Origin of the sequence: Nocardiopsis gilva YIM 90087 (assembly GCF_002263495.1) — a bacterium.
Taxonomy (GTDB): Bacteria; Actinomycetota; Actinomycetes; order Streptosporangiales; family Streptosporangiaceae; genus Nocardiopsis_C; species Nocardiopsis_C gilva.
Window position 1 is genome coordinate 5,085,501 of sequence record NZ_CP022753.1, and the last position, 26,700, is coordinate 5,112,200.

Consider the following 26,700-nt stretch of genomic DNA (forward strand, 5'->3'; position numbering starts at 1 on the left):
GACGTCCGGCCCCGGCCCCCGGCGGCGGCTCACCGCCGAGACCGGCGCGTTCTCCGTGGCACCGCTTCCCACGCCGATGCGACAGCGGTGGGTCATCGCCCACATCACACTGGAGCATCCGCCCCTCTCCCTTCTTTTCGACCAATCTTTTCGACCAACTCGCCCGCTTTGGGCAAAGTCGGGACGGCAGGCGTCCTCCGGTGCCGCAGCAGCCGCTCAGCTCTGCGAAAATCGTGGCCATGGCTCTGTTCCGTCGCCGCAGCACCGCAGCATCCGACTCCGCCGTCGCCGTTGACGAGTTCTGGTCCCAGTGGGCCGACATCCGTGACGAGCTGGCGGCTTCGATCGATGCCGGGTCGGCGGTTTCCGCCGAGGTCGCACAACGTCTCACCGACCGCGTCACGCGCATCCATCCCGCACTGACGTGGCAGGTCTCCCCTGCTCCCAGCTCCGAGTCGGATGGCCTGGGGGACCTCGGGCTGCCCACCGACGCCGACCCCGAGGAGCTGCTGGCGCGGCTGACGGAAGCGGACGAGGCGGCCAGCGAGGGCGCGCACTCCTACGCGCTGACCCTGGTGGCGGGCGCCGACGACGAGGCGCGGGTGCTGGCCGAGCGCTGGATGCGCGCCGCACCGGAGGACGCCGACTGGCGCTTCTTCCCGGCCATCCCCGCCGACCACGCCAAGCTCAGCCAGACCTACACCACCGACGACCACGAGCTCGACCTCTCCCACTGCACCGTCTCGCTCCGGGTGGACCAGCAGCGGAGCATGATGGAGGCCGGGGTCTACCACCCGGACAACATGTTCCTCCCCGAGGAGGTACAGCAGGCGGTGGCCGAGCACGTGGTGCTGCTCGCGCTCGGCGAGGACGACTACGTGCGCTGGATCTCCCAGGTCACTCCGCTGTCGGAGAAGCCCTTGGACCCGCTGCCGCCGACGTCGATGCCGTCGGTCGTGCAGCAGCTGGCCGGGGCGCTCGGCAGCGGCGGCTGGGTGACCGTGCAGGGCCGCATCCCGCTGCGCGGCATCATCGAGATCGCCGTCCGGCACCCCCTGCACCGCCGCGACTTCCCGGCGATGACGCTGTCGGTGACCGTCGCCCTGCCGTACGCCAACAGCGACGCCGACAAGCTGCCCGCCGAGCCGTCGGCCTCAGCCCTGGAGGCGTTCACCGCGCGCCTGGACGACCTGCTCGGGGACAACGGGGCGCTGCTCGCCCGACAGACCGTGGGCGGCCAGCGCCTGCTCCACTACTACGTGGACCCGGAGTCGGGCATCCTGCCGGAGCTTGAGGCCGTCGTCCGAGAGTGGTCGGAGGGCCGGGCCCTGGTGCGCAGCCGCCTGGAGCCGAACTGGGACAGCGTCCATCAGCTGCTGAAACCGATCAAGCGACAGCTGGGCCAGTAGGCGTCGCCCCTGTCGGCGGCCATCACGGGCATGCTGGCGGAGAACGGCCGAGAATCGACAGATCTCCCGTAATCATCGCGGATGCGTCGGGGAACGGGGGTCTGCTGTGCGGCCTTGTCCGCTTTTGTCTCTCCGGTGTCCTGTGGTGAAAAGCGGCACCGAGGGGCGGTGGTGGCCAGGGGCACCGGTCGTCCGGCGATTGGGAGAGCAGTGCCCCCGGAGGCGGGCGAGCACTCTCCGCGCGTTGAAGGCGTGGGGCGCGGATCCGGCCGGGCCGGTCAGCGCCCTCAGGCCTAACCGCAACGCCGCGGTTTCACTTCGCGTGAGAGCACTTCTGCCATGCGGGAGTTTGAGGCTCTTTCGCCGATGATCACGGGAATACTGTCGATTGTCGGCCGTTTTCCGACAGAATCCCCATGATCATCGCCGTGGAGAGGGCCTCAGCGGCGCTTGCTCCGGGCGGCCCGGGCCCGCTCTACGGCGGGGCCGATGGCCGCGCCGAGCGCCGTGATGTCGTCGGGCTCAGAGCCGCGTCCCAGTGAGAAGCGCAGGGAGCTGAGGGCGGTCTCCGCGTCGGCGCCCATGGCCAGCAGGACGTGGCTGGGCTGGGCCACGCCGGCGGAGCAGGCCGAGCCGGTGGAGCACTCGATGCCGTGCGCGTCGAGCAGCATGAGGAGAGCGTCGCCCTCGCACCCGGGGAACGAGATGTGGGCGTTCCCGGCGAGTCGGTCGACGGGGTGGCCGTTGACGATGATGTCGGGCACAGCCTTGCGGACCGTGGCGATGAGCTCGTCGCGCAATGCGACAAGGCGGGCCGCGTGCTCCGCACGTTCCTCGACGGCCAGTCGCGTGGCCGTGGCGAACCCGCGCAGCAGCGGGGTCATCAGAGTGCCCGAGCGGACTTCGCGTTCCTGGCCGCCGCCGTGCAGCACGGGGACCGGGTCGACCCCGCGGGCCAGGACCAGCGCCCCGGCGCCCACCGGGCCGCCGATCTTGTGACCGGTCAGGGTGAGCGCAGATACCCCGGACGCGGCGAAGTCGACCGGCTCGGAGCCGACGGCCTGAACGGCGTCGGTGTGGAAGGGGATGGCGTACTCGCGCGCGATCGCGGCGAGTTCGCGGATCGGCTGCACGGTGCCGACCTCGTTGTTGGCCCACATCACCGAGACCAGCGCGACGTCGGCCGGATCGCGCTCGATCGCCTCGCGCAGTGCCTCGGGGCGGACGCGTCCGAAGCCGTCGACCGGGAGCTCCTCATACACGGCGCCCTGGTGGTCGGCCATCCACCGCGCCGGGTCGAGCACAGCGTGGTGTTCCACCGCGCTGACCAGGATCCTGCGCCGCGCGGGATCGGCCTGGTGGCGCGCCCAGTACAGCCCCTTGACGGCGAGGTTGTCGGCCTCGGTCCCGCCCCCGGTGAACACCACCTCGTTGGGCGCGGCCCCGATCGCGTCGGCGATGGTCTCCCGCGACTCCTCGACCGCCCGCCGGGCCCGCCGGCCCGCACCGTGCAGCGAGGACGCGTTCCCGAGGTGGCCGAACTCCTCCGTCATGTCCGCGATCGCCTCGGGACGGACGGATGTCGTGGCTGCGTGATCCAGATACACCATGGCGTTGTTAAGGATACGGCGCTGGAATCCGCCCCATCGCCGCGACCGGCCCGGACCGTCGCAGGGTGGCCGGTCACACGTTCCTCGCGCTTTTCACCGCTCCCTACGCACCGCCTCCGACCCACCGCTGCCCAGGACGTGCGAGGAGCCCGCCCCCGACAAACAAGCGGTGGCCCCGGGCGTGCTGCCCGGGGCCACCGCTATCACTACCGCGCAGTGGCGCTGCGTGCGCTACTTGCGCTTCTTGATCTCCTCGGTCAGCTGCGGCGCGACCTTGTGCAGGTCGCCCACGACGCCGAAGTCGGCGAGCTCGAAGATCGGCGCCTCGGGGTCCTTGTTGACCGCGATGATGTTCTTCGAGGTCTGCATACCGGCGCGGTGCTGGATGGCACCGGAGATGCCCAGCGCGATGTACAGGTTCGGGCTGACCGTCTTACCGGTCTGGCCGACCTGGAACTGGTTCGGGTACCAGCCGGAGTCGACGGCGGCACGGGAGGCGCCGACGGCGGCACCGAGCGAGTCCGCCAGCTGCTCGACGACCGAGAAGTCGTCGGAGCCGACACCCCGGCCACCGGAGACCACGATCGCGGCCTCGGTGAGCTCCGGACGCGCGCCGCGCTCCTGCTTGACGCGCTCCACGACCTTGGCGCCCTTGGCCGCGTCGGAGATCTCCACGGTGACCTGCTCCTCGGCGGCGGCGCCCTGGGCGGCCTCGGCCGGGACGGAGTTCGGGCGCACCGCGACGACCGGCACGCCGGACTTCACCTTGGCGTGGGTGATGGTGGCGCCACCGAAGATGCTGTGCTCGGCGACGAGCTCGGCGTTGACGTCGACAACGTCGGTGAGCACGCCGGAGCCCAGCTTGACGGCGGTCCGGCCGGCGACCTCCTTGTTCTCGGCGGTGGCCGAGACGAGGATGGCGGCGGCGGACTTCTCACCGGCCAGCTTGGCCAGCAGCTCCGCCTTCGGCGCGACGACGTAGTCGTTCAGCTCGGCCGACGCGACGTAGACCTTCTCGGCACCGAACTCGGCCAGCTTGGCCTTGCCCGACTCGGCGCCCTCACCGATCCACACGGCCGCGGGCTCGCCGATGCGGCGGGCCGCGGTGAGCAGCTCGGTCGTGACCTTCTTGACCTCTCCGTCGACGTGGTCGACGAGGACGAGGACCTCAGCCATATCCCTAATCCTTCTTTCGTCTCCGCCGGACCTACACGAACTTCTTCTCGGTGAGGAAGTCAGCGGCCTTCACGCCGCCGTCGCCCTCGTCCTTGACGATGGTGCCCGCGGCACGCGGCGGGGCCGCGGCGAAGTCCAGGGTCTCGGTCCCGGCGTTGGCGAGACCGACCTTGGCGGCGTCGATCTCGGCGTCGGCGACCGCCAGCTTCTCCACCGGCTTCTTCTTCGCCTGCATGATGAGCTTGAACGACGGGTAGCGCGGCTCGTTGATCTTCTCGACCACGGAGACCACGGCCGGGAGCTGCGCCTCGACGACGTCGTAGCCGTAGTCGGTCTGACGCTGCACCTTGATGGCGGAGCCGTCGACGTCGACCTTGCCCGCGAGGGTGAGCTGCGGCGCGCCGAGGTACTCGGCCAGGGCCGCACCCACGACGCCGGTCCGGGCGTCGGTGGACTCCGAGCCCAGGACCACGAGGTCGAAGCCGACCTTGCGAAGCGCCTGGGACAGCGCGTAGGCCGTCTGCAGGGCGTCCGAGCCGTGCAGCGCGTCGTCCACGACGTGGACGGCCTTGTCGGCGCCCATGGAGAGGGCCTTGCGGATCGAGTCCGTCGCCTGGTCCGGGCCCATCGTCAGGATGGTGACCTCGCCGCCGTGCTTCTCCTTGAGAAGCAGTGCCTCCTCGATCGCGTACTCGTCGAGCTCGTTGATGACACCGTCCGACGCGGCGCGGTCCAGCGTGTTGTCATCCGACGAGAGTTTCCGCTCGGTCGCCGTGTCCGGGACCTGCTTGACCAAAACGACAATATTCATGGCCGGTGGCCGACCTCCCTGCGCTCTTGTGCGTCGCCCACTCGGACGGCGCGGACGCCTGCTGCGTCCCTGCTGCGTATGGTCCCTAAGGGTGCCAAATGCTCCGGTGTCATCCGGCAGCGGGGCGACGTTCACGTCACGCCATCCCGCCTGATGACTCAGGTGATACCCCCGATGTTACTGACTAGTAGCCAGAGGGCAAACGCCGACCCTGGCACAGTTTCAACAAAGGCAAGGCTAACCTAAACATTTGTCGGGCTCGAGGCGAACCAGTCCGCCGGACCGGCCCCGCCCCAGTAGGCCGCGGCGGTCAGTCCGAAGGAGTAGACCAGCATCGTGAACAGGACCAGAGCGGCGATCACTCCCCAGTACACATAGACGTTGCGGATGTTGATCTTGTCGACCAGCCGCACCGCTTCGACGCGCGCGCCACGCCCGTTGGGGCCGAGGAAACTGCCGAGCACCACGACCACGATGGCGTAGGCGCCCACCGTGTTGGCGTCGCCCGACCCCCCGACGGTGAACACGATGATCAGCCCGAGGACGATGCCGCCGAGCAGGTATCCCAGGCCGTACAGCAGCGTCGTACCGAGGTTGCGTATCAGCGCCCAGGGCATGCTCAGCGCGATCACCACACTGTCCGAGCTGCGCGGGCCCCTGGTCTGCAGCCGACGGGCGTGCTCGGCCTTGACCAGGCTCAGCGCGCCCAGGACCGAGGCGACCAGGACACCGGAGATGAGCCCCACCCACGGCACCAGCAGCCCCAGGCCGGCCAACAGGAGCAGGACGGGGATGAGGATGAGCGACGGCAGACGACGCGGCTCCGCGTCGTCGTACTCGTCGTAGCCGTCGTCGTCACGGCTGCCCAGGTAGTCGCTGAGCCGGTCGCTGCTGGAGCCCTTGATCCGGTCGAACAGGCCGCGCCGCGGCTCGTCCTCGTAGTCGTCGCCCTGGAACGTGGCCGTGTGGTCGGCGCGGCGCGCGGGCCCGTTCTGGTCGACGGGCGTGAGGATGTCCCGGAACTCCTCCGGTCGCAGCGTGGAGTCGTAGTACATCGTGTGCGGGCCGGACCGGTCGTTCTCCGGCTCCGACTCATCGGGCGGCAGGTAGCCGGTGGTCTGCGGCTCGTCCACCGGGACGGCGCGCGTCGTCTGGTCGAGGCCGCCGTTCCCGGCGACCATCGTCCGGTCGGGGCGGTCCGTCGTGTCGGCAGTGTTGGCCCTGTCGGCCCCGTCGGCCCAGTCCGTCCGGCCGGTCTCGTCGGTCGGCGCGAGCTCGGTGGCCGCTCCCGCATCGCCGGACGGTGGCGCCTGCCGCGTCGTCTGCGCGTCGGGAACCGCCGGGGTCCGCGGAGCCTCGGGGCGTCGTCGCCGCGTCCCATGGCGGACCCGGCCAGTGCCCCGGCCGCGGCGCCCGCTGCCGCTCCTCCGGCCGCCGCCCCCACGCGCCAGCCCGCCGGTGCCGCCACCGGATCCGCCCGCCGACGCGGCGCCGCGCTCCCGCTCGGGCATGGGCGCGTGCACGGTGTGGCTTCCGGTGAGGCCGGTGCTCGCGTGGGCGGCGTCCTCGGTCCAGGGCAGGTCGAGGTTGAGCTGTCGGGCTTCGGCGACCAGCTGAGCCGCCGTCGGCCGCGACGCCATGTCGCGGGAGACCGCCCGCATGATCATCGGCCGCAGCGCCTCGGGGACGCCGTCGATGTTGATCTCGCCGTTGAGGATGCGGAAGAAGATGACCTCGAACGAGCCCGCGCCGTAGGGGGCCTCGCCGGTGGCGGCGAAGGCCACGGTGGCGCCCCACGCGTGCACGTCGGTGGCGGGGCCGAGGTCGGTGCCCTCGATGACCTCGGGCGAAAGGTAGCTCGGCGTGCCGACGAAGGTGCCGGTCTGGGTCAGTTTGGCGCCGTCGACCGCGTGCGCGATGCCGAAGTCGATGACGATCGGCTCGCCGTTGGAGATGATGACGTTGCCCGGCTTGAGGTCGCGGTGGATGACGTCAGCGGCGTGGATGTCGTCGATCGCCTGCGCGAGCCCGGCCACGAAGCGGGTGAGTGCGCGACCGCGCAGGGGGCCGTGGTCGGTGACCGTGGAGTCGAGTGTGGGGCCGGGGACGTACTCGGTGACGACCCATGGCAGCCGGGCGGAGGTGTCGGCGTCGATGACCTCGGCGACGTTGCGGCTGTGCACCAGGCGCATCGTCGCGACCTCGCGGTCCAGCCGGGCACGCGCGATGTGGTCCCCCGCCACCTCCGGACGGAGCACCTTGATCGCGACCAGCCGATCCGTGCGGGGGTCTTCGGCCTGGTACACAACGCCCATTCCGCCCTGCCCGATTCGGCGGCGGATCACGTACGGGCCGATACGCTCCGGCAGCTCCTCGCCCTCGGGGAAACCTGCCGTCATTGCCATAGCGATTTCATCCCCTCAATGCCCGCATATCACCACGTCCAGCCTAGCTGGCGGGAACATCCGGGTTTCGTGACGGCCACGCGGCCCCGGGGGGCGGCCGTCACCTCTCGTGAACCTCAAGCCACATCCACTCGTCCGGTGCCCGCCGGGGCAACCGCCGCCGTGGCACGGGCGCATGGTGTCGACACCATCCGGATCTCCCGATCGCTCGGGGGAGAACTGCCCCCACGCCATGCCACGCATGACGCTCTCGGGTGACCCCACGAGTATGACGGAAAAATTCCGTCCCCGGTTCCGGGAGAGCACCCCCGAATCACGGATTTCGGACACTGAGTCGACCGTGGTCCGTCAACGGCCGCACGGGGCGGGGGAAGGCGGGGCCCAACGAGGGGGCGCGGGGATTCGGACGGGCGGGCATCGACGCCCCCGGTTGCCCCTCCCCTGCCCGCCGCACGGCGGTTGACGGGCGGCGGCTCGGCCTACCGGCCGGAGAAGGTCGCCTTCCCCGGTCCCTGCTCCACGAAGCTGCGCATGCCGGTCTTCTGGTCCTCGGTGGCGAACAGCCCGGAGAACTGGAGCCGCTCGATCTCCAGACCCGTGTCGACGTCGGTCTCCAGTCCGTTGTCGATCGCCTGCTTGGCGGCCCGCAGCGCGATCGCCGGTCCGTTCGCATAGCGCGCCGCCATGGTGACGGCGGTGGAGTACACCTCGGCGGCCGGGGCGACCTCGTCGACCAGGCCGATCCGCTGCGCCTCATCGGCCGCGACCATGCGCCCGGTGTAGATGAGGTCCTTGGCCTTGGCCGGGCCGACCAGCCGGGGCAGGCGCTGCGTGCCCCCGGCGCCGGGGATGACGCCGAGAAGGATCTCGGGCTGACCGAGCTTCGCGTCGTCGGCGGCCACGCGGAAGTCGGCGCACAGGGCGAGCTCGCAGCCACCGCCCAGGGCGAAACCGGTGATGGCCGCGATGACCGGCTTGGGGATGCGGGCGACGGCGGTGAAGGAGTCCTGCAGCGACTGGGAGTGCGCGGACATGTCGGCGTAGCTCATGTCCGCCATCTCCTTGATGTCGGCCCCGGCCGCGAAGACCTTCTCGCCGCCGTAGATGACGACCGCGCGCACCGCGTCGTCGGCACCGACCTGCTCGGCGGCGGCACCGATCTCCCGCTGCACCTGCGCGTTCAGCGCGTTCATCTTGGGACGGTCCAGCCGGATGACGGCTACGGCGGGGTTGGCCGGGTCGGCCTCGACACGAACGAACTCGCCCACGGTCGCCTACCTTTCACGGGTTCTACAGGACCTCTCAGGGCAACGAGGTCTGGCTCACCCTTGCCTACCATGAACGGCTCTCGCGTTCCCCACCCAGGGTGCCGACGTGCCGACCGTGCGGCGCCGCCCGTTTTGCGGTGCTAGGAGCCGGCGGTCGGGTCGAGGATCCGGTGCAGGAACTGCTCCAGGTTGAGGACGGTGTCGGCGATCTGGTCCTCGACCGGCACACCCTCCAGGTACCGCTCCGCCGCGGCGTTCTTCTTCTTGCCCCGGACATAGAGCGAGCAGGCGAGGTCTCCGCAGACGTAGGCGCCCACGGTGTTGCCCTGGCGACCCGCGGCCCCCACCCGGCGGGCGGTATAGAGCACGACCCCGGTTCCGGCGTGCGCGGTGGAGCACAGCGAGCAGATGTTGCTCTTGGCGAGACTCCGCCGCACCCCACTGGCGGCGCGCAGCGTCACGCCGACCAGCCCGCTGTCCCGCTCGGCGACGATATAGCCGCGGTCCAGCGCCCCCGGATCGCGCCAGCCGAGGAAGTCAAGGTCATCCCACGGCACCTCGTGCAGCCCTCGGGGGAGGTTGGCCCGCTTCGCCTCGCCCTTGGAGCAGTTCACGAAGGACGCACGGATCTCTTTGTCGGTCACGGGGTTCATGAATCCGCACGTTAACAGGGCACATGATGGGATGTCTTTCGATTTTTCTCCCCGGGGCCGGTCCACCGGCCGGACTCCGGCATCCCGCGACTCATCCGTCGGCTCATGCGTGCGGTAGCTGCCGGTAGTGGTAAGCATGCGACACCGCGAAGCCGTGTGCCTCGTAGAGCGCTCGGGCGTGCAGGTTGCGTTCTTCGACCTGCAGCCAGGCGTGGCGGACGTCCTTGCGCAGAGCCCACACCCGCAGAGAGTCGAGAATCGCGGTGCCAACGCCACTGCGCCGGTACTCGGGCCGGGTCCCCATGCAGAAGATCCCGAGCCAGCCGCCGTCGACGACCCCGGCTCCGACGCCCGCCACCGTTCCGCCGTCCGCCACGCGCGCGAAGACCGTCCGGCCAGGAATGCGATCCATGACCATCTCACCGGCGTCGTCGACGCGCCCGTCGACAGCCTGGAGCGTCCGCGTCCACTCATCGTCCCGTTGCGCGAGATCGACCCGCCACGACGTCATCTTCCCCGCACCGTGAATCCCCTCTGCCATCCGGTCCAGTGGCGTCCACATGACCAACGACGGCGCGACACGTTCGAACCCACGAGCGGCCAGGTGGCCGTCCAGCATCCGAAGCCGGTGCCCGGGCGAAACCTGGATCAGCGCAGGTTGGTTCCGCTCCGCGTAGAACGCCTCGACATCAGCCAGTCCGTCGAGCGCACCATGCTCGGGCGGTACCGCGCTGTTCGACCGACGGCGCGACACACCGGGTGTGGCACGGAGCAACCACCCGCGCGTCTCCCGAACCACCATCGCGGGCCACGCCCGCACAGCCAGCCGGTCAATGAGAATGTCATCCGCCTCGTTCATGTCGGCAGCATCGCAGCACACCCGACGCTCGGCTCACCGCGGGCGGCAGGTCCCTTCCCAGGATCGCGGCCATGGTCCGCGTTCCCAGGCTGAGCTCGTCACGAGAGCGTTCGCCGGTGCGGATCGGGTGGACACGGTCGGCTCCGGTGATCGCGTCCCGGGTACGCCTCCACAACGAGACGTCAGCCATGCTCGGGATCCCTCCTCCCACCGTCGGCCGCCGACGACTCCGTCGCCTTGCCGAGCGACGCGGGCTCCCTTGGGCGGGCTGTGCGAACCTGCCGGTCTGACCGCCCCATCCAAGCCGAAGGCCCGCGCCTGTACGAGGCGCCATTTGACCGTGACCATCTGCTGAAGCAGAGCCGGAGCCGCCGCTCCGGCCAGAAGCGCCATCAACGAGGACTCGATCTGCCCGGTCAGGACGAGGACGAACCCCGCGAACGCGCCCAGAACGACGTGGAACACCGCGGCCAGCAGATCGGGGGCGAGGTCACAGCTGGCGCTGAAGGACGGACGTTCGCTCGGTTCACCCCCCTCCTTGATGTGCTTGTTGCGAGCCGATTGCCAGGCCAGGACCGCCGAGTACAGGTCGAGGAGGCCCCGAATCGAGCCTCCGGCCGCAGCGATCAGCGTCACACTGAGAATCGGATCCATCGTCGCGTACGTCTCCAAGGACGGGAGGACCAGCCTTCCACGCGCTTGAGAAGCGGGCGGAGTCCTTTGCTGGGATTCCCGAGCGGGGGCAGTGGTTTGTCACCTAACGGTGAGAACCCACTGCCGGGCTCACATGAACAGCGGCTTCCAGGTGCCCAGGGAGAGGGACAGGGCGTGGGCGGCCACCAGCAGCGCCGCGGTTGTGACGAGGAGCCAGGTGTCGGAGCGGCGCCAGACACTCTCGCGGGCGCGGGTGCGTGGTCCGGTGCCGAAGGCGCGGGCGTCCATGGCGGTGGCGAGCAGGGTGCCGGTGCGGATGGAGCGCACCAGGAGGGCGAAGGCCTTGCCGGTGAAGATCGTGGCCGCGGTCAACGGGTTGCGTCCCGCTTCCAGTCCGCGGGCGCGGCGGGCCAGGGTGAGCGTGCGCCACTGGTCGGCGAGCAGGGGAATCAGCCGCAGCGCCGCCAGCACGCCCATCGCCGGGCGTTCGGGGACCTTGAGCCGTTGCACCAGCGCGTCGGTCAGCTCGGTGGGCTCACTGGTCGCCGCCACCAGCACCCCGGGCAGGGCGATGGCCAGCAGGCGCACGGCCAGCCCGAACGCGGTGAGCGGGCCGTCCTCGCCGAAGACCAGGTTGACCACCCCGACCGAGAATGCGGCCAGGAGCAGCGGGCCGCCGAGGGTGACGGCGGTACGCCGGGGGATCCCCGCGAAGGGGAGGAGGAGCGCGATGGCGGCCAGCACGACGCCCGGGGTGACCGGATCGACCGTCGGGATCAGCGCCGCGGTCACCATCAGTGCGGCCACCACCTTCGCGGCCGGGTTCGCGCGGCGCAGCCACGCCCGTGCGGCGGGACGGGCCGCGCGCTCGCCGGCGGGAGGGGGTGCGGGCTCGTCACGCGGCAGGGCCGTGGGCTCGTGGGGAGCGACCGACGGTGGCGAGCTGGTGGCTCGCGTGTGGGGAGCGTGCGGTTCGGTCGGGTGTGTGGTCATCGTGTGGCCTCCCGTTCGGCCGATGGGGCCGGGGTGACGCGGCCGTCGCCCACGCGCAGTTCAATGTCGGTGAACCGGTCGAGCAGCAGGGTGTCGTGCGTGGCCATGACGATCGCCCGCCCCTCGCTCCGGAGGTCGGCGAGCAGGGTCACCAGCTCGGACCAGGTTCGGGTGTCCTGGCCGAAGGTCGGCTCGTCCAGCAGCAGCACGTCGGGCGCGTGGGCCGGTCCGGAGCTGAGGGCCGTCGCGACCGAGAGTCGGCGCTTCTCGCCACCGGAGAGCGTGTTGGGGTGGACGTCGGCGAGACCGGTCAGGCGCAGCCGCTCCAGCAGTTCCTCCACCCACGCCGCCGCCTCGCGCTCGCTCAGCCCGGTGCGCCGCGGGGCGAAGGCGAGCTCGTCGCGGACGGTGCCGGTGACGAACTGGTCCTCGGCGTGCTGGAAGACCGTGCCCAGGTGACGGGCGAGCCTGCGGGCGGGCCAGCGGATCAGCGGGCGCTCGTCGATGGCTGCCAGGGCGCCGCGCGGCTCGACCGCGCCACCATGCGGCGCGGTGAGCCCGGCCAGCAGCATCAGCAGAGTGGACTTGCCCGACCCGTTGGGTCCGGTCAGAGCGGTGGCCGACGCGGAGGTGACCGCAGCGGCCGCCCCGTCGAGGATCGTCGCGGGCGGGCCGGTGCCCGGCCCGAGCGCTTCGGGTGTGCGGGCGACGAGATCGACCGCCTCGATGAGCGGCGACGCGGGCGACGAACATGCGACGGGCCGTTGCTCGGCTCGGGGTTCGTGACCGGGCACCCACACGCCCTGCTCGGCGAGATGGGCGCCGTGGGTGGCGAAGACAGTGCCCGGCGCGCCGTCCGCGATGACGCCGCCGCCCGGTTCGAGGACGACGACACGGTCCACCAGTCCGACCACGTCGGCCACCCGGTGCTCGACCAGCACCAGCGTCGCCTCGGTGGTGGCGACCAGGTCCGCCACCACCTCGCGGACGAGGCGCGCCCCGGCCGGGTCGAGGTTGGCGGTGGGCTCATCGAGCAGCAGGAGGCGCGGGTTCATCGCCAGCGTCCCGGCGATGACCAGCCGCTGCTTCTCGCCGCCGGACAGCGCGGCGGTCGACCGCGCCATGCCATAGGGGAACCCCACCTGGTCCAGCGCGGCGTGCACGCGCGGCCAGATGTCCGCGCGCGCGACGGCGCGGTTCTCCAGACCGAAGGCGACGTCGTCGCCGCTCCGCGCCATCACGAGTTGGGTCTCCGGGTCCTGGCTGACCAGGCCGATGTCGCCGCGGCGGCGGTCGGCGTGCTCGCCGTCGACGAGGAGCGTCCCCTCCTGCTCCCCGGAGATGGCGGCGTCGGGGCCGGTGAGTCCGGCGAGGGCGTGCAGCAGGGTGCTCTTGCCCGCCCCGGAGGCCCCGAGGAGCAGGACCCGCTCCCCCGGCTCGATCGTCAGGTCGACGCCGCGCAGCGCCCACGCGTCGCGGGCACCGTGCCGCCACCCCCATCCGGAGAGCCGAACCGCGGCCCCGCCCCCGCTCATCCGCGTGCCGAGGGGAAGGGGGTGAGGGCGCCAGCGCGGGCCAGCGCCGTGGTCAGCAGGCGACCGCCGACACCGGCGATGACGGCGGCGCTGAGCACCACGATGACCCCGTAGGCGGCCATGAAGGTGACCGGCCAGGCGGCGTAGTAGAGGGCGAGGTCCATGACGGTCGGCGCGAGCCCGGCGGCGGCACCGGCGAGCACGGAGATCCCCATCCCCCAGCGGCGGAAACGGCCGAGCGTGAAGACCACCTCGGGCAGCAGTCCCTGCAGCAGCCCCGCGAGCAGGACCATCAGTCCCCATTCGGTACCGAGCAGCATCGAGACCGTCGCCGCCGCGACCGAGGTGAGCACACCGGCGCCGGGCTTGCGGATGATGAGCATCCCCAGCACGCCGGGCAGCAGCCACACGCCGTAGATCACCGCCTGCGCGGGCGGGAAGAAGAGGAAGAGGGGGGTGGTGGATGCCCACAGCATCCCCCAGACCCAGAAGATGACGCCGATGGCGACGCCCAGGACGGCGGCGACGACGATGTCGACGGTGCGCCAGCGGACACCGGAAACGCCCATGAACTCGGCGATGCGCCGCCGCAGAGCGGCGGCGCGGGTGGCGACTGCGTTCAGCACACCGGTTCCGGTGGATTTGGTCGTGGAGGTTGCTCCAGGCGTGGATGAGGTTCCCACGGCGGTGTTCCTGTCCCTTCGTGTCAGCACACGAGAGGGCGCGAAGTGCCAAGAGGGCCGGGATCGAGGCGCGCATCCGCGCGCCGACCGATTCCACGGCCGACGGATCCTACGACTTCCTTCGCCGGCATGACCCGGATCAGGTGTGTAAGGGTCTGCGGTTCCATCCCGCACTCTCAGCGCCGAAGCGCTCCCCTGTCGGTTCCCTGCCGTTCTGGCAGTTCATTCCATTATGGGTGACTCCGCGTGGAGATAGGCAACGTGGGATTCTCCAACCGCTGAGGCGCGAGATTGTCGACAGGGAGCCCTTGACAACGCCGCAGGGCCGGTCGGATCACAGATGACCGACCGGCCCGACACACGAGGTACCGCCTACGCCGCGACCGCTACCGCAGCACCATTCCGTCGTCCATGGTCTCGGGCGGCTGCGGGACCACGACCAGGCCCATCTCGGCGGGGTCGGCCAGCATGGGGTGGGCGGGCAGGACGCGCACGGTGTAGCCGCACGTTCCGGCGCGCCGGAGGGGGACGGAGCCCGCGTAGCGCACCAGCGGCCCCTCGCTCCCATCGGGCTCGCCGACCACCTCCAGGTCGGCCACGACCGGTTCCACCAGCCGCTCGTCGCCGGTGACCCGGCCGATGGCGACCTCCACCTGGATGTCCTCGGGCGCCAGTCCGGCCAGCCCGAGGGTGGTGTGCACCTGCATCTCGCCGCCGACCTGGGGTGGGTCTTCCATTCCCACCACCTCCACGTGTTCGATGCGCACCCCCGGCCAGGCCTTGCGAACCCGGCGCTTCCACTCGGCGAGTTCGCGCGCACCGTTCATGTCCTCGCCCGCCAACCGGCGGGAGGAGTCGGCCGCCCCCTGGTAGAGGCGGGTGACGTACTCCTGCACCATGCGCGTGGCCAGCACCTTGGGGCCGAGCGAGACGAGGGTGTGCTTGACCATCTCCAGCCAGCGGTTGGGCAGGCCCTCCTCATCGCGGTCGTAGAACTGCGGCGCGACCTCGCCCTCGATCAGGTCGTACAGGGCCGCCGCCTCCAGCTCGTCACGGCGGTCGGGGTCGCGCACGCCGTCGGCCGTGGGGATGGCCCACCCGTTGGAGCCGTCGAACCACTCCGCCCACCAGCCGTCGCGGACGGACAGGTTGAGCCCGCCGTTGAGCGCGGCCTTCATGCCCGAGGTGCCGCAGGCCTCCAGTGGGCGCAGCGGGTTGTTCAGCCACACGTCGCAGCCCTGGACCAGGGAGCGCGCCAGTGCCATGTCGTAGTCGGGCAGGAAGACGATGCGGTGGCGCACCCGCGGGTCGTCGGTGAAGCGCACGATCTCCTGGATGAGGCGCTTGCCGCCCTCGTCGGCCGGGTGGGCCTTGCCCGCGATGACGATCTGCACCGGGCGATCCGGGTCGAGCAGCATCGACTTGAGCCGGTCGCGATCGCGCAGCATGAGGGTGAGCCGCTTGTAGGAGGGCACCCGGCGGGCGAATCCGATGGTCAGGATGTCGGGGTCGAGGACGTCGTCGATCCAGCCCAGCTCGGCCGAACTGGCCCCCCGCTGCCGCCAGGAGGCGCGCAGCCGCTCCCGCGTGTCGGCGACCAGGCGGGAGCGCAGCGTGCGGCGCATCTCCCACAGATCCGCCTCGTCGGCGTCGGTAATCTTGCGCCACCCTTCGGAGTGGGTGAACTCGGCGGAGTCCTGCACCATGCGCCCCGCCATCCGCTGGGCCTCATCCGCCACCCAGGTGCGCGCGTGCACGCCGTTGGTGATGGAGGTGATGGGCACCTCGGCGGCGTCGAAGCCCGACCACAGCCCCTGGAACATGTCCCGGGCGACGGCCCCGTGCAGTTCGCTGACGCCGTTGACGCGCTGCGCCAGCCGCATGCCCATCACGGCCATGTTGAACACCGCGGGGTCACCGCCCGCGTAGTCCTCTGTGCCGAGCTCCATGACGCGGTCGCGCGGGACACCCGGTGTCGCGGAGACGTCGGCGGTGAAGTGCCGCTCGACGAGGTCGCGCGGCAGGCGGTCGATCCCGGCGGACACCGGCGTATGGGTGGTGAAGACCGTGCCCGCACGGGTGGCCTCGGCCGCCTCGTCGAAGGTCAGTCCGGCCTCGTCGATGTACTCGCGGACGCGTTCCAGGCCGAGGAACCCGGCGTGCCCCTCGTTCATGTGGAAGACCTCGGGGCGGGGGTCGCCGGTCTGCTCGCAGTAGACGCGGACCGCCCGGACCCCGCCGATGCCGAGCAGCAGCTCCTGGCGCAGCCGGTGCTCGCTCCCGCCCCCGTAGAGGCGGTCGGTGATGCCGCGCAGCTCCGGGTCGTTGCCCTCGTGGCACGCGTCCAGGAGCAGCAGCGGGACGCGTCCGACGCGGACCACCCACACGTGCGCGGTGATGCGGCGGCCGTCCGCCATGTCGACGCCGATGCACACGGGTTCCCCCGCGGCGTCGGACAGGCGGCTCATGGGCAGTCCGCGCGGGTCGATCTCCGGGTAGCCCTCCAGCTGCCAGCCCTCGGGCGAGAGGGTCTGGGTGAAGTAGCCGTGCCGGTAGAGCAGACCGACGCCGATGAGCGGTAGGCCCAGGTCGCTGGCGCTCTTGAGGTGGTCGCCGGCGAGGATGCCCAGTCCGCCGGAGTACTGGGGCAGGGCGGCGGTCAGGCCGTATTCGGCCGAGAAGTAGGCGATGCCCGAGGGCGGCTGGGACAGGCCCTGATACCAACGTGGTCCGGTGAGGTAGGTGTCGAGGTCGGCGGCGGCCTCGCGCAGACGGGCGCGGAACTCCTCATCGCGGGCGAGCGCGGCGAACCGCTCCCCACCGACCTCGCCGAGCATGCGGAACGGATCCTGGCCGACGCTCTCCCACACCTCGGGATCGATCGCGGCGAAGACCTCGCGGGTCGCCGGGTGCCAGGCCCAGCGGAGGTTCGCGGCGAGTCGGCCCAGCGGGGCGAGTTCGTCGGGGAGGACGGTACGGACGGTAAATCTGCGAATCGCCTTCACGGAGCGTGAGGCTAGTCAATTCGGCGCGGTTACGCGACCCCCTTAGGCCTTTATTCAACGAACACGTCAAAATCTTAACTTCCAGGTTTCTGCGGCGCTTTTCCCCGTATGTCGCAAACCGGAATATCCGGGACAGACCACTCTTCTGGCTCGCCACTCCATGATCACCCCGCACACGCGACACACCCATTTAACCGATTATGGCCACCCGCGAAGCCAATGTGACGATTGCTCCCACTAGGGACACACGACCGCTTTGTCGTTGTTTCCTGCGTGAAGCGGGTGAAGATACATCCCACAAAGAACCATTGCCAGTGTGACGACAATCACAAAAAATACGCACCGCAAACCATCGGATGCGGGCCATTCCGGGCCGACGATAGACAGTGAGAGCGCGTCGCTCCGCGCCACCCGGGGTCCACCTATGTCGCCTTTCGGGTCCGCTGAGCTGCCCGCTCTCAAATGCCTTTCACGCCACAAACGCCACGAACTTCCCACAATCGCCGGAATCGCGACACTCTCGCTCTCTGCATTGGTGCACTTGTGATCGGACGCATTCCCATTCTGAACGTCGCTCCCGTACCCGACCTCGGCGCGGCCAAGGCCGTCGCCGGTGAGACCTTCACCGTCAGCGCCACCGTGATCAGGGAGGGGCACGGCGCCCTCGGCGCGGCTGTGGTGCTGTACGACCCTCGGGGACGGCGCCAGGAGCCCGTGCCCATGCGCGAGGTGGCGCCGGGAACCGACCGCTACGCGGCCGATGTGCGTGCGTCCCGCGAAGGCGCGTGGCGATTCGCCGTCGAGGCGTGGGACGACCCCTTCGCCACCTGGCGGCACGACGCCCAGATCAAGATCCCGCTGGGGCAGGACGTCGAGCTGATGATGGAGGAGGGCGCCCGGCTCCTCGAACGGGCGGCGCGGCGCGTACCGCGCCGCCCCGAGCTGGCCAAGGTCGCCGACCGGCTCCGCGACACCACCCGGTCGGCGACCGAGCGCTTGGAGCTGGCCACCGGGGCCGAAGTCGTCGCGGAGCTCGGCGCCGCCCCGCTGCGCGACCTGGTGACGCGGTCGAAGAAGTTTCCGCTCGTCGTGCACCGCAAGCGCGCGCTCTTCGGCTCCTGGTACGAGTTCTTCCCACGCTCTGAGGGCGCGGAGCCCGCCGACCACGACGGCCAGTGGCGCCCGGGCACACTGCGCACCGCCGCCAAGCGCCTTCCGGCCATCGCCGACATGGGCTTCGACGTCGTCTACCTGCCGCCGATCCATCCCGTGGGTCACTCCTTCCGCAAGGGTCGCAACAACACGCTGCAGGCTGGGCCGGGCGACCCCGGCTCGGTGTGGGCGATCGGCTCGGCCGAGGGCGGCCACGACGCCATCCACCCCGACCTCGGCGACATCGACGACTTCGACGCGTTCGTCGCCAGCGCGCGCGAGCTGGGGATGGAGGTCGCGCTCGACCTGGCCCTGCAGTGCTCACCCGACCACCCCTGGGTGACCGAGCACCCCGAGTGGTTCACGGTCCGCGCCGACGGCTCCATCGCGCACGCGGAGAACCCGCCCAAGAAGTACCAGGACATCTACCCGCTGAACTTCGACGCCGCCCCCGAGGGGCTGTACGCCGAGGTGCTGCGCGTCGTCCGGCACTGGATGGCGCACGGGGTGCGCATCTTCCGGGTGGACAACCCGCACACCAAGCCGGTGGCGTTCTGGGAGCGGCTGCTCGCCGAGATCGCGCGGACCGACCCGGACGTGCTCTTCCTCGCCGAAGCCTTCACCCGCCCGGCGATGATGCACACCCTCGCCAAGATCGGCTTCCACCAGTCCTACACCTACTTCACCTGGCGCAACGGCAAGGAGGAGCTGGAGGACTACCTGCGCGAGCTGAGCGGGGACGCCGCCGCCTACATGCGTCCGAACTTCTTCGCCAACACCCCCGACATCCTCCACGCCTATCTGCAGCACGGGGGGCGCCCGGCGTTCGAGATCCGCGCGGTCCTGGCCGCCCTGCTCTCCCCGACGTGGGGGGTCTACTCGGGCTACGAGCTGTGCGAGAGCACGGCGGTGCGGCCGGGAAGCGAGGAGTACCTGAACTCCGAGAAGTACGAGTACCGGCCGCGCGACTGGGCCGCCGCCGAGGCGGCCGGGACGACCATCTCGCCGCTGCTGACGCGGCTCAACCAGCTGCGGCGCGAGCACCCCGCCCTGCAGGAGCTGCGCAACCTGCGCTTCCACCACATCGACCGGCATCAGCTGATCTGCTTCTCGAAGCGGACCGCCGCCGATGGCGACGGCCCGCGGCAGGACTGCCGCCAGCACGGCCCGGCCGTCCTGGACCCTGCCATTCCGGAGGGTGCTGTTCTGGATGGCGCCGTTCAGGACGATGTCGTTCTGGTCGTGGTCAATCTCGATCCGCATCAGCCCTGTGAAGGCACGGTGTGGCTCGACATGCCCGCTCTGGGGTTCACCTCCCAGGACACGATCCTCGTCACGGATCAATTATCGGGCGAAACGCATGAATGGGGCGCGATGAATTATGTCCGCCTCGACCCGAATATCCGACCAGCCCACGTATTCACCGTCGCACCCTCCGGAAAGCCCCGATAGCACCCGCCAACGGGCACATCCGGCGGAACACACTGGAACGACAACCGGTGGAGTAGTTTCGTGACACATCCGATGCCTGAGCCCGGAGACACGCCCCACGGGGTCGTGCCCGACACCTTTTCGCACGAGAACCCTCGCGACCCGTACTGGTACAAACGCGCGGTCTTCTACGAGGTGCTCGCCAGAGGCTTCTACGATTCCAACGGCGACGGCACCGGGGATCTCCGCGGACTCGTCGAGAAACTCGACTACCTCGAATGGCTCGGCATCGACTGCATCTGGCTACTCCCCCTGTACGCCTCACCGCTGCGCGACGGCGGCTACGACATTTCCGACTACATGAAGATCCTTCCCGAATTCGGGAAGATCGCCGACTTCGTGGAGCTCGTGGAGCAGGCCCACCGGCGCGGTATCCGGGTCATCACCGATCTCGTCATGAACCACACCAGCGAGCAGCACCCGTGGTTCCAGGCCTCGCGCAGCGACCCCGACGGGCCCTACGGCGACTTCTACGTCTGGTCCGACCACACCGACCGCTACACCGACGCCCGGATCATCTTCGTCGACACCGAGTCGTCCAACTGGACCTACGACGAGGTCCGCGGCCAGTACTACTGGCACCGCTTCTTCTCCCACCAGCCCGACCTCAACTTCGAGAACCCCGCCGTCCAGGAGGCGATCCTGGAGGTCCTGCGGTTCTGGCTGGACCTGGGCATCGACGGCTTCCGCCTGGACGCCGTGCCCTACCTCTACGAACGCGAAGGGACCAACTGCGAGAACCTCAAGGAGACGCACGAGTTCCTCAAGCGCGTCCGTTCCGAGGTCGACCGCCTCTACCCCGACCGGGTCCTGCTCAGCGAGGCCAACCAGTGGCCGGCCGACGTCGTCGACTACTTCGGCGACTTCGAGTCGGGCGGCGACGAGTGCCACATGAACTTCCACTTTCCGCTGATGCCGCGGATGTTCATGGCCGTCCGCCGCGAGCAGCGCTACCCCATCTCCGAAATCCTCGCGCAGACCCCGCCCATCCCCCGCAACTGCCAGTGGGCCATCTTCCTGCGCAACCACGACGAACTCACCCTGGAGATGGTCACCGACGAAGAGCGCGACTACATGTACGCCGAATACGCCAAGGACCCGCGCATGCGCGCCAACGTGGGCATCCGGCGCCGGCTCGCGCCGCTCCTCGACAACGACCGCGACCAGATCGAGCTGTTCACCGCGCTGCTGCTGTCCCTGCCCGGCTCGCCCGTCCTCTACTACGGCGACGAGATCGGCATGGGCGACAACATCTGGCTCGGCGACCGGGACGCCGTGCGCACCCCCATGCAGTGGACGTCCGACCGCAACGCCGGATTCTCCCGCTGTGACCCGGCACGCCTCTACCTCCCGCTCATCCTCGACCCCATCCACGGCTACCAAGCCCTCAACGTCGAGGCCCAGCGGGACGACCCGGGCTCGCTGCTCAACTGGACCCGCAAGATGATCCAGATCCGCAAGCGGCACCCGGTGTTCGGCACCGGCGACTTCGCCGAGCTGCACGCCAGCAACCCCAGTGTGTTCGCCTTCGTGCGGGAGTACGGAGACGACCGCATGCTCTGCGTCAACAACCTCTCCCGCTTCCCGCAACCGGTCGAACTCGACCTGCGCCGCTACGGCGGCGTCACCCCCGTCGAGTGCATGGGGGGTGTCCGCTTCCCCGCCATCGGTGAGCTGCCGTACCTGCTGACGCTGCCCGGCCACGGCTTCTACTGGTTCCAGCTCCCCCCGGTCGACGAAACGGACGGCCCCACGACCGAGGACCTGACAGTGCAGTCCGCCAGCCAGTCCGCCCATCAACCCGCCCATCAGTCCGCCAACCACTCCGCCGACTCCGCGACCGACCACGACGCCGCCGTCCACCGAACCACCCATCGGACCGTGCGGGAAGGGAACAAGGCCTTTCAAAGATGAGCCAGCTTGAGGATCTCCTTGCCGGCTGGATCCCGCGGCAGCGGTGGTTCGCCGGCAAGGGGACACCGATCGAGAAGGTGATGGTCGAGGCGGAGCACCCCGTCGTCACCGGCGAACCCGGGCTGCGGCTGCTGGTCGTCGAGGTCGGCCAGCAGGGTTCGACCTCCCGTTACCAGGTGCTCCTCGGCGTGCGCAGGGCCGGGCACCTGCGCGACGAGCTCGCCCACGCCACCATCGGCGTGTGCGAGCTGCCCGGCGACAGCAGTACGTGGGCCGTCTACGACGCGGCCCACGACCCCGAGCTGACGACGTCGCTGCTGGAGGGGATCGCAGACGAGCGGGGAGCGGACGGCATCCGCTTCCGCCGCATGCCCGGCGCGCCGATCCGCACCGGCCAGCGCAGCATCGTCCTCACCGGAGAGCAGTCCAACACCTCGCTGGTCTACGGCGAGGACTACGTGCTCAAGACGTTCCGGCGGCTGTGGCCGGGTCGCAACCCCGACCTGGAGCTCACCGCCGCGCTGGCCGGGTCGCCCTTCGTGGCCCGGCCGCACGGCTGGATCGAGACCGACCTCCCCAGCGACCGGCCGGGCGACGGCAGCAGCGTGCCCACCACGCTGGCGCTGCTCCAGGACTACCTGCGCAGCGCCACCGACGGCTGGGTACTGGCCGCCACCAGCGTGCGCGACCTGTACGACACGCCCGACCTCCCGCCGGGCGACGCCGGTGGGGACTTCGCCGGGGAGGCCGAGCGCCTGGGCAGCGCCACGGCGGCCGTGCACCGCGCCCTGTCCCGGGAGCTGCCCACCGACGTGCTCACCCCCGACATGCTCGGCGACCTCGCCGCGGGCATGCGCCACCGGCTGGAGTCCGCCACCGCCGAGATCCCCGAGCTGAGCCGGTACGCGCCCGCGCTGCGCGCCGCCTACGACGCGTTCGCCGCCGTGGCGGAGCCGCTCCCGGTCCAGCGGATCCACGGCGACTACCACCTCGGCCAGGTGGTGCGCACCGATGCCGGGTGGGTGTTGCTGGACTTCGAGGGCGAGCCCGCCGTGCCGGTGCGCGACCGTCGGCGCCCCTCCAGCCCGCTGCGCGACGTCGCCGGGATGCTGCGCTCCTTCGACTACGCCGCCCACTACCAGCTCATCGGCAGCGCGTCCGAGGAGACCCTGGCGCCGGCGGCCCGCGCGTGGGCGCGGCACAACCGGGACGCCTTCTGCGCCGGGTACGCCGCGGCCGGGGGCGTGGACCCGGAGAAGCACCAGGCCGTGCTGCGCGCGTTCGAGTACGACAAGGCGGTCTACGAGGTCATGTACGAGGCCCGGAACCGACCGTCGTGGCTGCGCATCCCCCTGGACTCGATCGCGGAGCTCACGCGATGAACCGGCACCCGCGCCGCGTCCCCCGTGCGCACCATCCACGCCACACACACGACCCGCGGCACCGCGGGACCCACCCCACCCACACCAGCCCCCCGACATCCACTACCCCGACATCCACCATCGCCCTGATATTCACGACCGACCGACGGGGAACGGCATGAGCCAGATCGACCGCGCTGAACTCGACCACGCAGAGATCGACCGCCTCGTCGGCGGCGCGCACCACGATCCGCACAGACTGCTCGGGGCGCACCCCGGCCCGGACGGGACCGCCGTGCGCGCCCTGCGCCCCCTGGCGGAATCGGTGCACGCCGTGTTGGCCGACGGCACCTCCGTCGAGCTGGACCACCTGCACAACGGCGTCTTCGCCGCGACGCTGCCCACCGACACGCGTTTCGGAGCGGACGCCGGCGCTGTGCCCGACTACCGGCTGCTCGTGCGCTATCCCGGAGAGGTGGAGGGGCGCCTGGTCGACGACCCCTACCGGCACCTGCCCATCCTCGGCGACCTCGACCTGCACCTGATCGGGGAGGGGCGGCACGAGGAGCTGTGGCGGGCGCTGGGCGCGCACACCCGCCGCTTCCCGTCGGCCATGGGCGACTCCCACGGCACCGCGTTCGCCGTGTGGGCGCCGGGCGCCCAGGGGGTCCGCGTCATCGGCGACTTCAACCACTGGGACGGCACCGCGCACCCCATGCGCTCGCTCGGCGGGACGGGTGTGTGGGAGCTGTTCGTTCCGGAGGTCAGCGACGGCTCGACGTACAAGTTCCAGGTGCTCGGCCGGGACGGTGTGTGGCGGGACAAGGCCGACCCGATGGCCTTCGCCACCCAGCGGCCGCCCGAGACGGCGTCGGTCGTGCACACCTCGACCCATGCGTGGGGGGACGACGCCTGGCTGTCGGAGCGCAAGAACGCGGAGTGGGTCGCCCGCCCGATGAGCGTCTACGAGGTGCACCTGGGCTCGTGGCGGCCGGGGCTCGGCTACCGGGAGCTGGCCGAGGAGCTGGTGGACTACGTGCGGGAGATGGGGTTCACCCACGTGGAGTTCCTCCCCGTGGCCGAACATCCCTTCGGCGGGTCGTGGGGCTACCAGATCACCTCGTTCTACGCGCCGACCTCGCGGTTCGGATCGCCCGACGAGTTCCGGGCGCTGGTCGACGCGCTGCACCGGGCGGGGATCGGCGTGCTGCTCGACTGGGTCCCGGCGCACTTCCCCAAGGACGAGTGGGCGCTGGCGCGCTTCGACGGTTCCGCGCAGTACGAGCACCCGGACCCGCGCCGCGGCGAGCACCCGGACTGGGGCTCGCTGATCTTCGACTACGGCCGCACCGAGGTGCGCAACTTCCTGATCGCCAACGCGCTGTTCTGGCTGGAGGAGTTCCACATCGACGGGCTGCGGGTGGACGCGGTCGCCTCGATGATCTACCTCGACTACTCGCGGGAGTCCGGGGAGTGGGCGCCCAACGCGTTCGGCGGTCGGGAGAACCTGGAGGCGCTGGAGTTCCTGCGGGAGCTCAACGCCTGCGCCTACCGGCGCAATCCCGGCATCGTCATGGTCGCCGAGGAGTCCACGGCCTGGCCCGGGGTGACCCGGCCGACCGATCACGGAGGGCTCGGGTTCGGCTTCAAGTGGAACATGGGGTGGATGCACGACACCCTCGAGTACCTCAAGCGCGACCCGGTGTACCGGCAGCACCACCACAACGAAATCACCTTCTCGATGGTCTACGCCTACAGCGAGAACTACATCCTGCCGCTCTCGCACGACGAGGTGGTGCACGGCAAGGCGTCGCTGCTGTACAAGATGCCGGGCGACGAGTGGCGGCGCTTCGCGGGGCTGCGCGCGCTGTTCGGCTACATGTGGGCGCATCCGGGCAAGCAGCTGCTGTTCATGGGCGATGAGATCGGGCACGGCGACGAGTGGTCGCACGAGCACGGGGTCCAGTGGTGGCTGCTCGACCACTGCTACCACCAGGGCGTGCAGCGCCTGGTGGGCGACCTCAACCGGGCCTACGCGGACACCCCCGCACTGTGGTCGCTCGACACCGATCCGGCCGGGTTCACCTGGCTGGACGGAGGCGACGCCCAGGGCAACACACTGTCGTTCCTGCGGCACGGGGACGACGGCTCGGTGCTGGCGTGCCTGGTCAACTTCTCACCCGAGGTGCACACCGGCCGCCGCGTGGGCCTGCCCCGCACCGGCCGGTGGCGGGAGGTGCTGTCGACCGACGCCGAGCCGTACCAGGGCAGCGGTGTGAGGGCAGTGGGCGCCGCAGGGGTCGTCGAGGCGACCGCGGGAGAGTGGAATGGGCAGCCCGCGTCGGCCGTGGTGACGCTCCCGCCGCTGGCGACAGTATGGCTGGTGCCCGACTGACGGACCGCATCACCAGTGTGGGAAAGGCCGGGCCGCGCGCCCGGCCTTCGACTTTCGTGGCGTCCACCCGGCCGAAAGGTTGACCCTCCCCACCTGCGGTAACCACCCGAACGGCCGATGCCGGACCGCCCCCGCGCTCCCTAGTCTCGCAGGGTTCGTCCGTGCCACCAGGCACGGGACGAGAACGAGCGAGAGGGGAGCCACGTGGGCCACCAGGAGGGCGGTAGCGCCGCCGGAAAGCACGGGAAGCCACGGATCGACGTACTGGATGTGCTGCGCGGGTTCGCGCTGTGCGGGATCCTGCTGGTGAATATCGGACCCATCACGCAGATGGGGTACGGTGCCTCCCTCGCGCTGGGCCCCGACGACCCCCGGCCTCCGGTGCACCCGGCCGAGAACATGCTGCACATGTTCGTCGACGGCCGGTTCATGCCGATCTTCGCGTTCCTCTTCGGTATCGGCTTCGCCCTGTTCCTGGAGTCGGCCCGCCGTCGCTCAGAGGCGCCCCGGCAGCTGCTGGTGCGCCGCCTTGTGATGCTGGCGGCCCTGGGCGGGCTGCACATGCTCGCCTACCCGGGTGAGGTGCTCCTCAGCTACGCGATCGTCGGGCTGGTGATCCTGCTCCCAGCGACCTACCTGCCCCGCTGGGCGGTGCTGATCGGCGGCGTGGCCGGGTCCATCGCCGGGGTGACACTCGCCCACGGCGGCCTGCTGCTGGTCCCCGGGCTGTTCCTGCTCGGCCTGGCCGTGGCCCGATACGAGATACCGCAGACCCTGCAGCACCGGACGGGCGAGGTGGCCATCGCGTTCCTGCTGTTTGCGGCCGTATCGGTGGCCGCTGTGGTCTGGCAGGTCAGCGTCGGACTGGAGAACACCGGTTTCACGACGTCGAGCGTGGTCGCCGGGCTGCTCATGGCCGGTGCCTACGTGACCGGGACCTGCCTGCTGATGCGCACCCCGCTGCGACGCGTCCTGCACGCCGTCTTCGCTCCGCTGGGACGGATGGCGCTGACGAACTACCTCAGCGCCACACTGGTCGTCCTGCTCGTGGGCTGGCTGCTGGACTTCTACTCCCGCGACCAGTACGGCGCGCTCTTCGCTCTGGCCGCCGGGCTGCTGACCGCGCAGTGGGCGTTCAGCACTCTGTGGCTCACACACTTCCGCTACGGCCCCTTGGAGTGGGCGTGGCGCTGCGTAACCTGGTGGGGCATCGTCCCGCTGCGCCGTCAGCCGGAGCGCGCCATCGGCGTGGCCGCCTGATTCAACAGCCCAGGAGAGCGCCGCATCCCGTCCTGGGGTGCGGCGGCCCTGCCTCGGACAGAGCCG

18 protein-coding genes and 1 riboswitch are annotated in these 26,700 nt (G+C 70.4%); of the genes, 6 read left to right on the plus strand and 12 right to left on the minus strand.

What is annotated here, in order from left to right; translation table 11 throughout:
* The first annotated feature begins 239 nt into the window (after positions 1-239).
* Positions 240-1,409 carry a DUF695 domain-containing protein gene (locus tag CDO52_RS22620; RefSeq protein ID WP_017621012.1) on the plus strand — a complete coding sequence of 390 codons (1,170 nt, stop codon included), beginning with the start codon at positions 240-242 and terminating at the stop codon, positions 1,407-1,409.
* A gap of 440 nt (positions 1,410-1,849) precedes the next feature.
* On the opposite strand, the gene CDO52_RS22625 is transcribed toward CDO52_RS22620, so the two are convergent.
* From CDO52_RS22625 to glgP, 12 genes are all read right to left on the minus strand, one after another.
* Positions 1,850-3,019, minus strand: a complete 1,170-nt coding sequence (locus CDO52_RS22625; RefSeq protein WP_017621011.1) for a cysteine desulfurase family protein — start codon at positions 3,017-3,019, stop codon at positions 1,850-1,852.
* Positions 3,020-3,250: 231 nt separating this feature from the next.
* Positions 3,251-4,195, minus strand: coding sequence for an electron transfer flavoprotein subunit alpha/FixB family protein (locus tag CDO52_RS22630; protein ID WP_017621010.1), 945 nt, complete (start codon positions 4,193-4,195; stop codon positions 3,251-3,253).
* Between the two features lie 31 nt (positions 4,196-4,226).
* A complete protein-coding gene (locus tag CDO52_RS22635) occupies positions 4,227-5,006 on the minus strand; it encodes an electron transfer flavoprotein subunit beta/FixA family protein (RefSeq protein ID WP_033301806.1) in 780 nt (259 codons plus the stop codon).
* Positions 5,007-5,248: 242 nt separating this feature from the next.
* On the minus strand, positions 5,249-7,411 hold the full coding sequence (locus CDO52_RS29155) for a serine/threonine-protein kinase (RefSeq protein WP_094932682.1): 2,163 nt from the start codon (positions 7,409-7,411) through the stop codon (positions 5,249-5,251).
* Between the two features lie 479 nt (positions 7,412-7,890).
* On the minus strand, positions 7,891-8,679 hold the full coding sequence (locus CDO52_RS22645; RefSeq protein ID WP_017621008.1) for an enoyl-CoA hydratase/isomerase family protein: 789 nt from the start codon (positions 8,677-8,679) through the stop codon (positions 7,891-7,893).
* A gap of 140 nt (positions 8,680-8,819) precedes the next feature.
* Positions 8,820-9,332, minus strand: coding sequence for an FBP domain-containing protein (locus CDO52_RS22650; protein ID WP_017621007.1), 513 nt, complete (start codon positions 9,330-9,332; stop codon positions 8,820-8,822).
* 103 nt (positions 9,333-9,435) lie between these two features.
* Positions 9,436-10,191, minus strand: a complete 756-nt coding sequence (locus tag CDO52_RS22655; protein ID WP_017621006.1) for a GNAT family N-acetyltransferase — start codon at positions 10,189-10,191, stop codon at positions 9,436-9,438.
* 33 nt (positions 10,192-10,224) lie between these two features.
* The gene (locus CDO52_RS22660) at positions 10,225-10,827 is read right to left on the minus strand and encodes a hypothetical protein (RefSeq protein ID WP_157745687.1); all 603 of its coding nucleotides are present in this window, start codon (positions 10,825-10,827) and stop codon (positions 10,225-10,227) included.
* 147 nt (positions 10,828-10,974) lie between these two features.
* Positions 10,975-11,838, minus strand: a complete 864-nt coding sequence (locus CDO52_RS22665; protein WP_017621004.1) for an energy-coupling factor transporter transmembrane component T family protein — start codon at positions 11,836-11,838, stop codon at positions 10,975-10,977.
* Complete coding sequence (locus CDO52_RS22670) at positions 11,835-13,373, minus strand: ABC transporter ATP-binding protein (RefSeq protein WP_017621003.1); 1,539 nt, start codon at positions 13,371-13,373, stop codon at positions 11,835-11,837. Before CDO52_RS22670 ends, CDO52_RS22665 begins: the two co-directional genes overlap by 4 nt.
* Complete coding sequence (locus CDO52_RS22675; RefSeq protein WP_033301819.1) at positions 13,370-13,942, minus strand: ECF transporter S component; 573 nt, start codon at positions 13,940-13,942, stop codon at positions 13,370-13,372. Before CDO52_RS22675 ends, CDO52_RS22670 begins: the two co-directional genes overlap by 4 nt.
* A gap of 213 nt (positions 13,943-14,155) precedes the next feature.
* Positions 14,156-14,263, minus strand: a riboswitch (TPP riboswitch).
* Positions 14,264-14,442: 179 nt separating this feature from the next.
* Complete coding sequence (gene glgP, locus CDO52_RS22680) at positions 14,443-17,061, minus strand: alpha-glucan family phosphorylase (protein ID WP_017621001.1); 2,619 nt, start codon at positions 17,059-17,061, stop codon at positions 14,443-14,445.
* Positions 17,062-17,604: 543 nt separating this feature from the next.
* Between glgP and CDO52_RS22685 the strand changes: the two genes are divergently transcribed.
* From CDO52_RS22685 to CDO52_RS22705, 5 genes are all read left to right on the plus strand, one after another.
* Positions 17,605-19,665 carry an alpha-1,4-glucan--maltose-1-phosphate maltosyltransferase gene (locus tag CDO52_RS22685; RefSeq protein ID WP_017621000.1) on the plus strand — a complete coding sequence of 687 codons (2,061 nt, stop codon included), beginning with the start codon at positions 17,605-17,607 and terminating at the stop codon, positions 19,663-19,665.
* Between the two features lie 72 nt (positions 19,666-19,737).
* Positions 19,738-21,618, plus strand: coding sequence for a maltose alpha-D-glucosyltransferase (gene treS, locus CDO52_RS22690; RefSeq protein ID WP_017620999.1), 1,881 nt, complete (start codon positions 19,738-19,740; stop codon positions 21,616-21,618).
* Positions 21,615-23,000 (plus strand): maltokinase N-terminal cap-like domain-containing protein, encoded by a 1,386-nt coding sequence (locus CDO52_RS22695; protein ID WP_094932684.1) that lies wholly within the window; start codon positions 21,615-21,617, stop codon positions 22,998-23,000. Before treS ends, CDO52_RS22695 begins: the two co-directional genes overlap by 4 nt.
* A gap of 157 nt (positions 23,001-23,157) precedes the next feature.
* Positions 23,158-25,374: a 1,4-alpha-glucan branching protein GlgB gene (glgB, locus tag CDO52_RS22700; RefSeq protein ID WP_094932685.1), complete on the plus strand. Its 2,217-nt coding sequence runs from the start codon at positions 23,158-23,160 to the stop codon at positions 25,372-25,374.
* 204 nt (positions 25,375-25,578) lie between these two features.
* Entirely contained in the window at positions 25,579-26,634 is a 1,056-nt protein-coding gene (locus CDO52_RS22705; RefSeq protein ID WP_017620995.1) for a DUF418 domain-containing protein, read from the plus strand.
* The last annotated feature ends 66 nt before the right edge of the window (positions 26,635-26,700 follow it).

Coding starts and splice junctions, on each gene's coding strand:
- CDO52_RS22620 (WP_017621012.1), top strand. CDS start 240: ATGGCTCTGTTCCGTCGCCGCAGCACCGCAGCATCCGACTCCGCCGTC.
- CDO52_RS22625 (WP_017621011.1), bottom strand. CDS start 3,019: ATGGTGTATCTGGATCACGCAGCCACGACATCCGTCCGTCCCGAGGCG.
- CDO52_RS22630 (WP_017621010.1), bottom strand. CDS start 4,195: ATGGCTGAGGTCCTCGTCCTCGTCGACCACGTCGACGGAGAGGTCAAG.
- CDO52_RS22635 (WP_033301806.1), bottom strand. CDS start 5,006: ATGAATATTGTCGTTTTGGTCAAGCAGGTCCCGGACACGGCGACCGAG.
- CDO52_RS29155 (WP_094932682.1), bottom strand. CDS start 7,411: ATGGCAATGACGGCAGGTTTCCCCGAGGGCGAGGAGCTGCCGGAGCGT.
- CDO52_RS22650 (WP_017621007.1), bottom strand. CDS start 9,332: ATGAACCCCGTGACCGACAAAGAGATCCGTGCGTCCTTCGTGAACTGC.
- CDO52_RS22655 (WP_017621006.1), bottom strand. CDS start 10,191: ATGAACGAGGCGGATGACATTCTCATTGACCGGCTGGCTGTGCGGGCG.
- CDO52_RS22665 (WP_017621004.1), bottom strand. CDS start 11,838: ATGACCACACACCCGACCGAACCGCACGCTCCCCACACGCGAGCCACC.
- CDO52_RS22670 (WP_017621003.1), bottom strand. CDS start 13,373: ATGAGCGGGGGCGGGGCCGCGGTTCGGCTCTCCGGATGGGGGTGGCGG.
- CDO52_RS22675 (WP_033301819.1), bottom strand. CDS start 13,942: ATGGGCGTTTCCGGTGTCCGCTGGCGCACCGTCGACATCGTCGTCGCC.
- treS (WP_017620999.1), top strand. CDS start 19,738: ATGCCTGAGCCCGGAGACACGCCCCACGGGGTCGTGCCCGACACCTTT.
- CDO52_RS22695 (WP_094932684.1), top strand. CDS start 21,615: ATGAGCCAGCTTGAGGATCTCCTTGCCGGCTGGATCCCGCGGCAGCGG.
- glgB (WP_094932685.1), top strand. CDS start 23,158: ATGAGCCAGATCGACCGCGCTGAACTCGACCACGCAGAGATCGACCGC.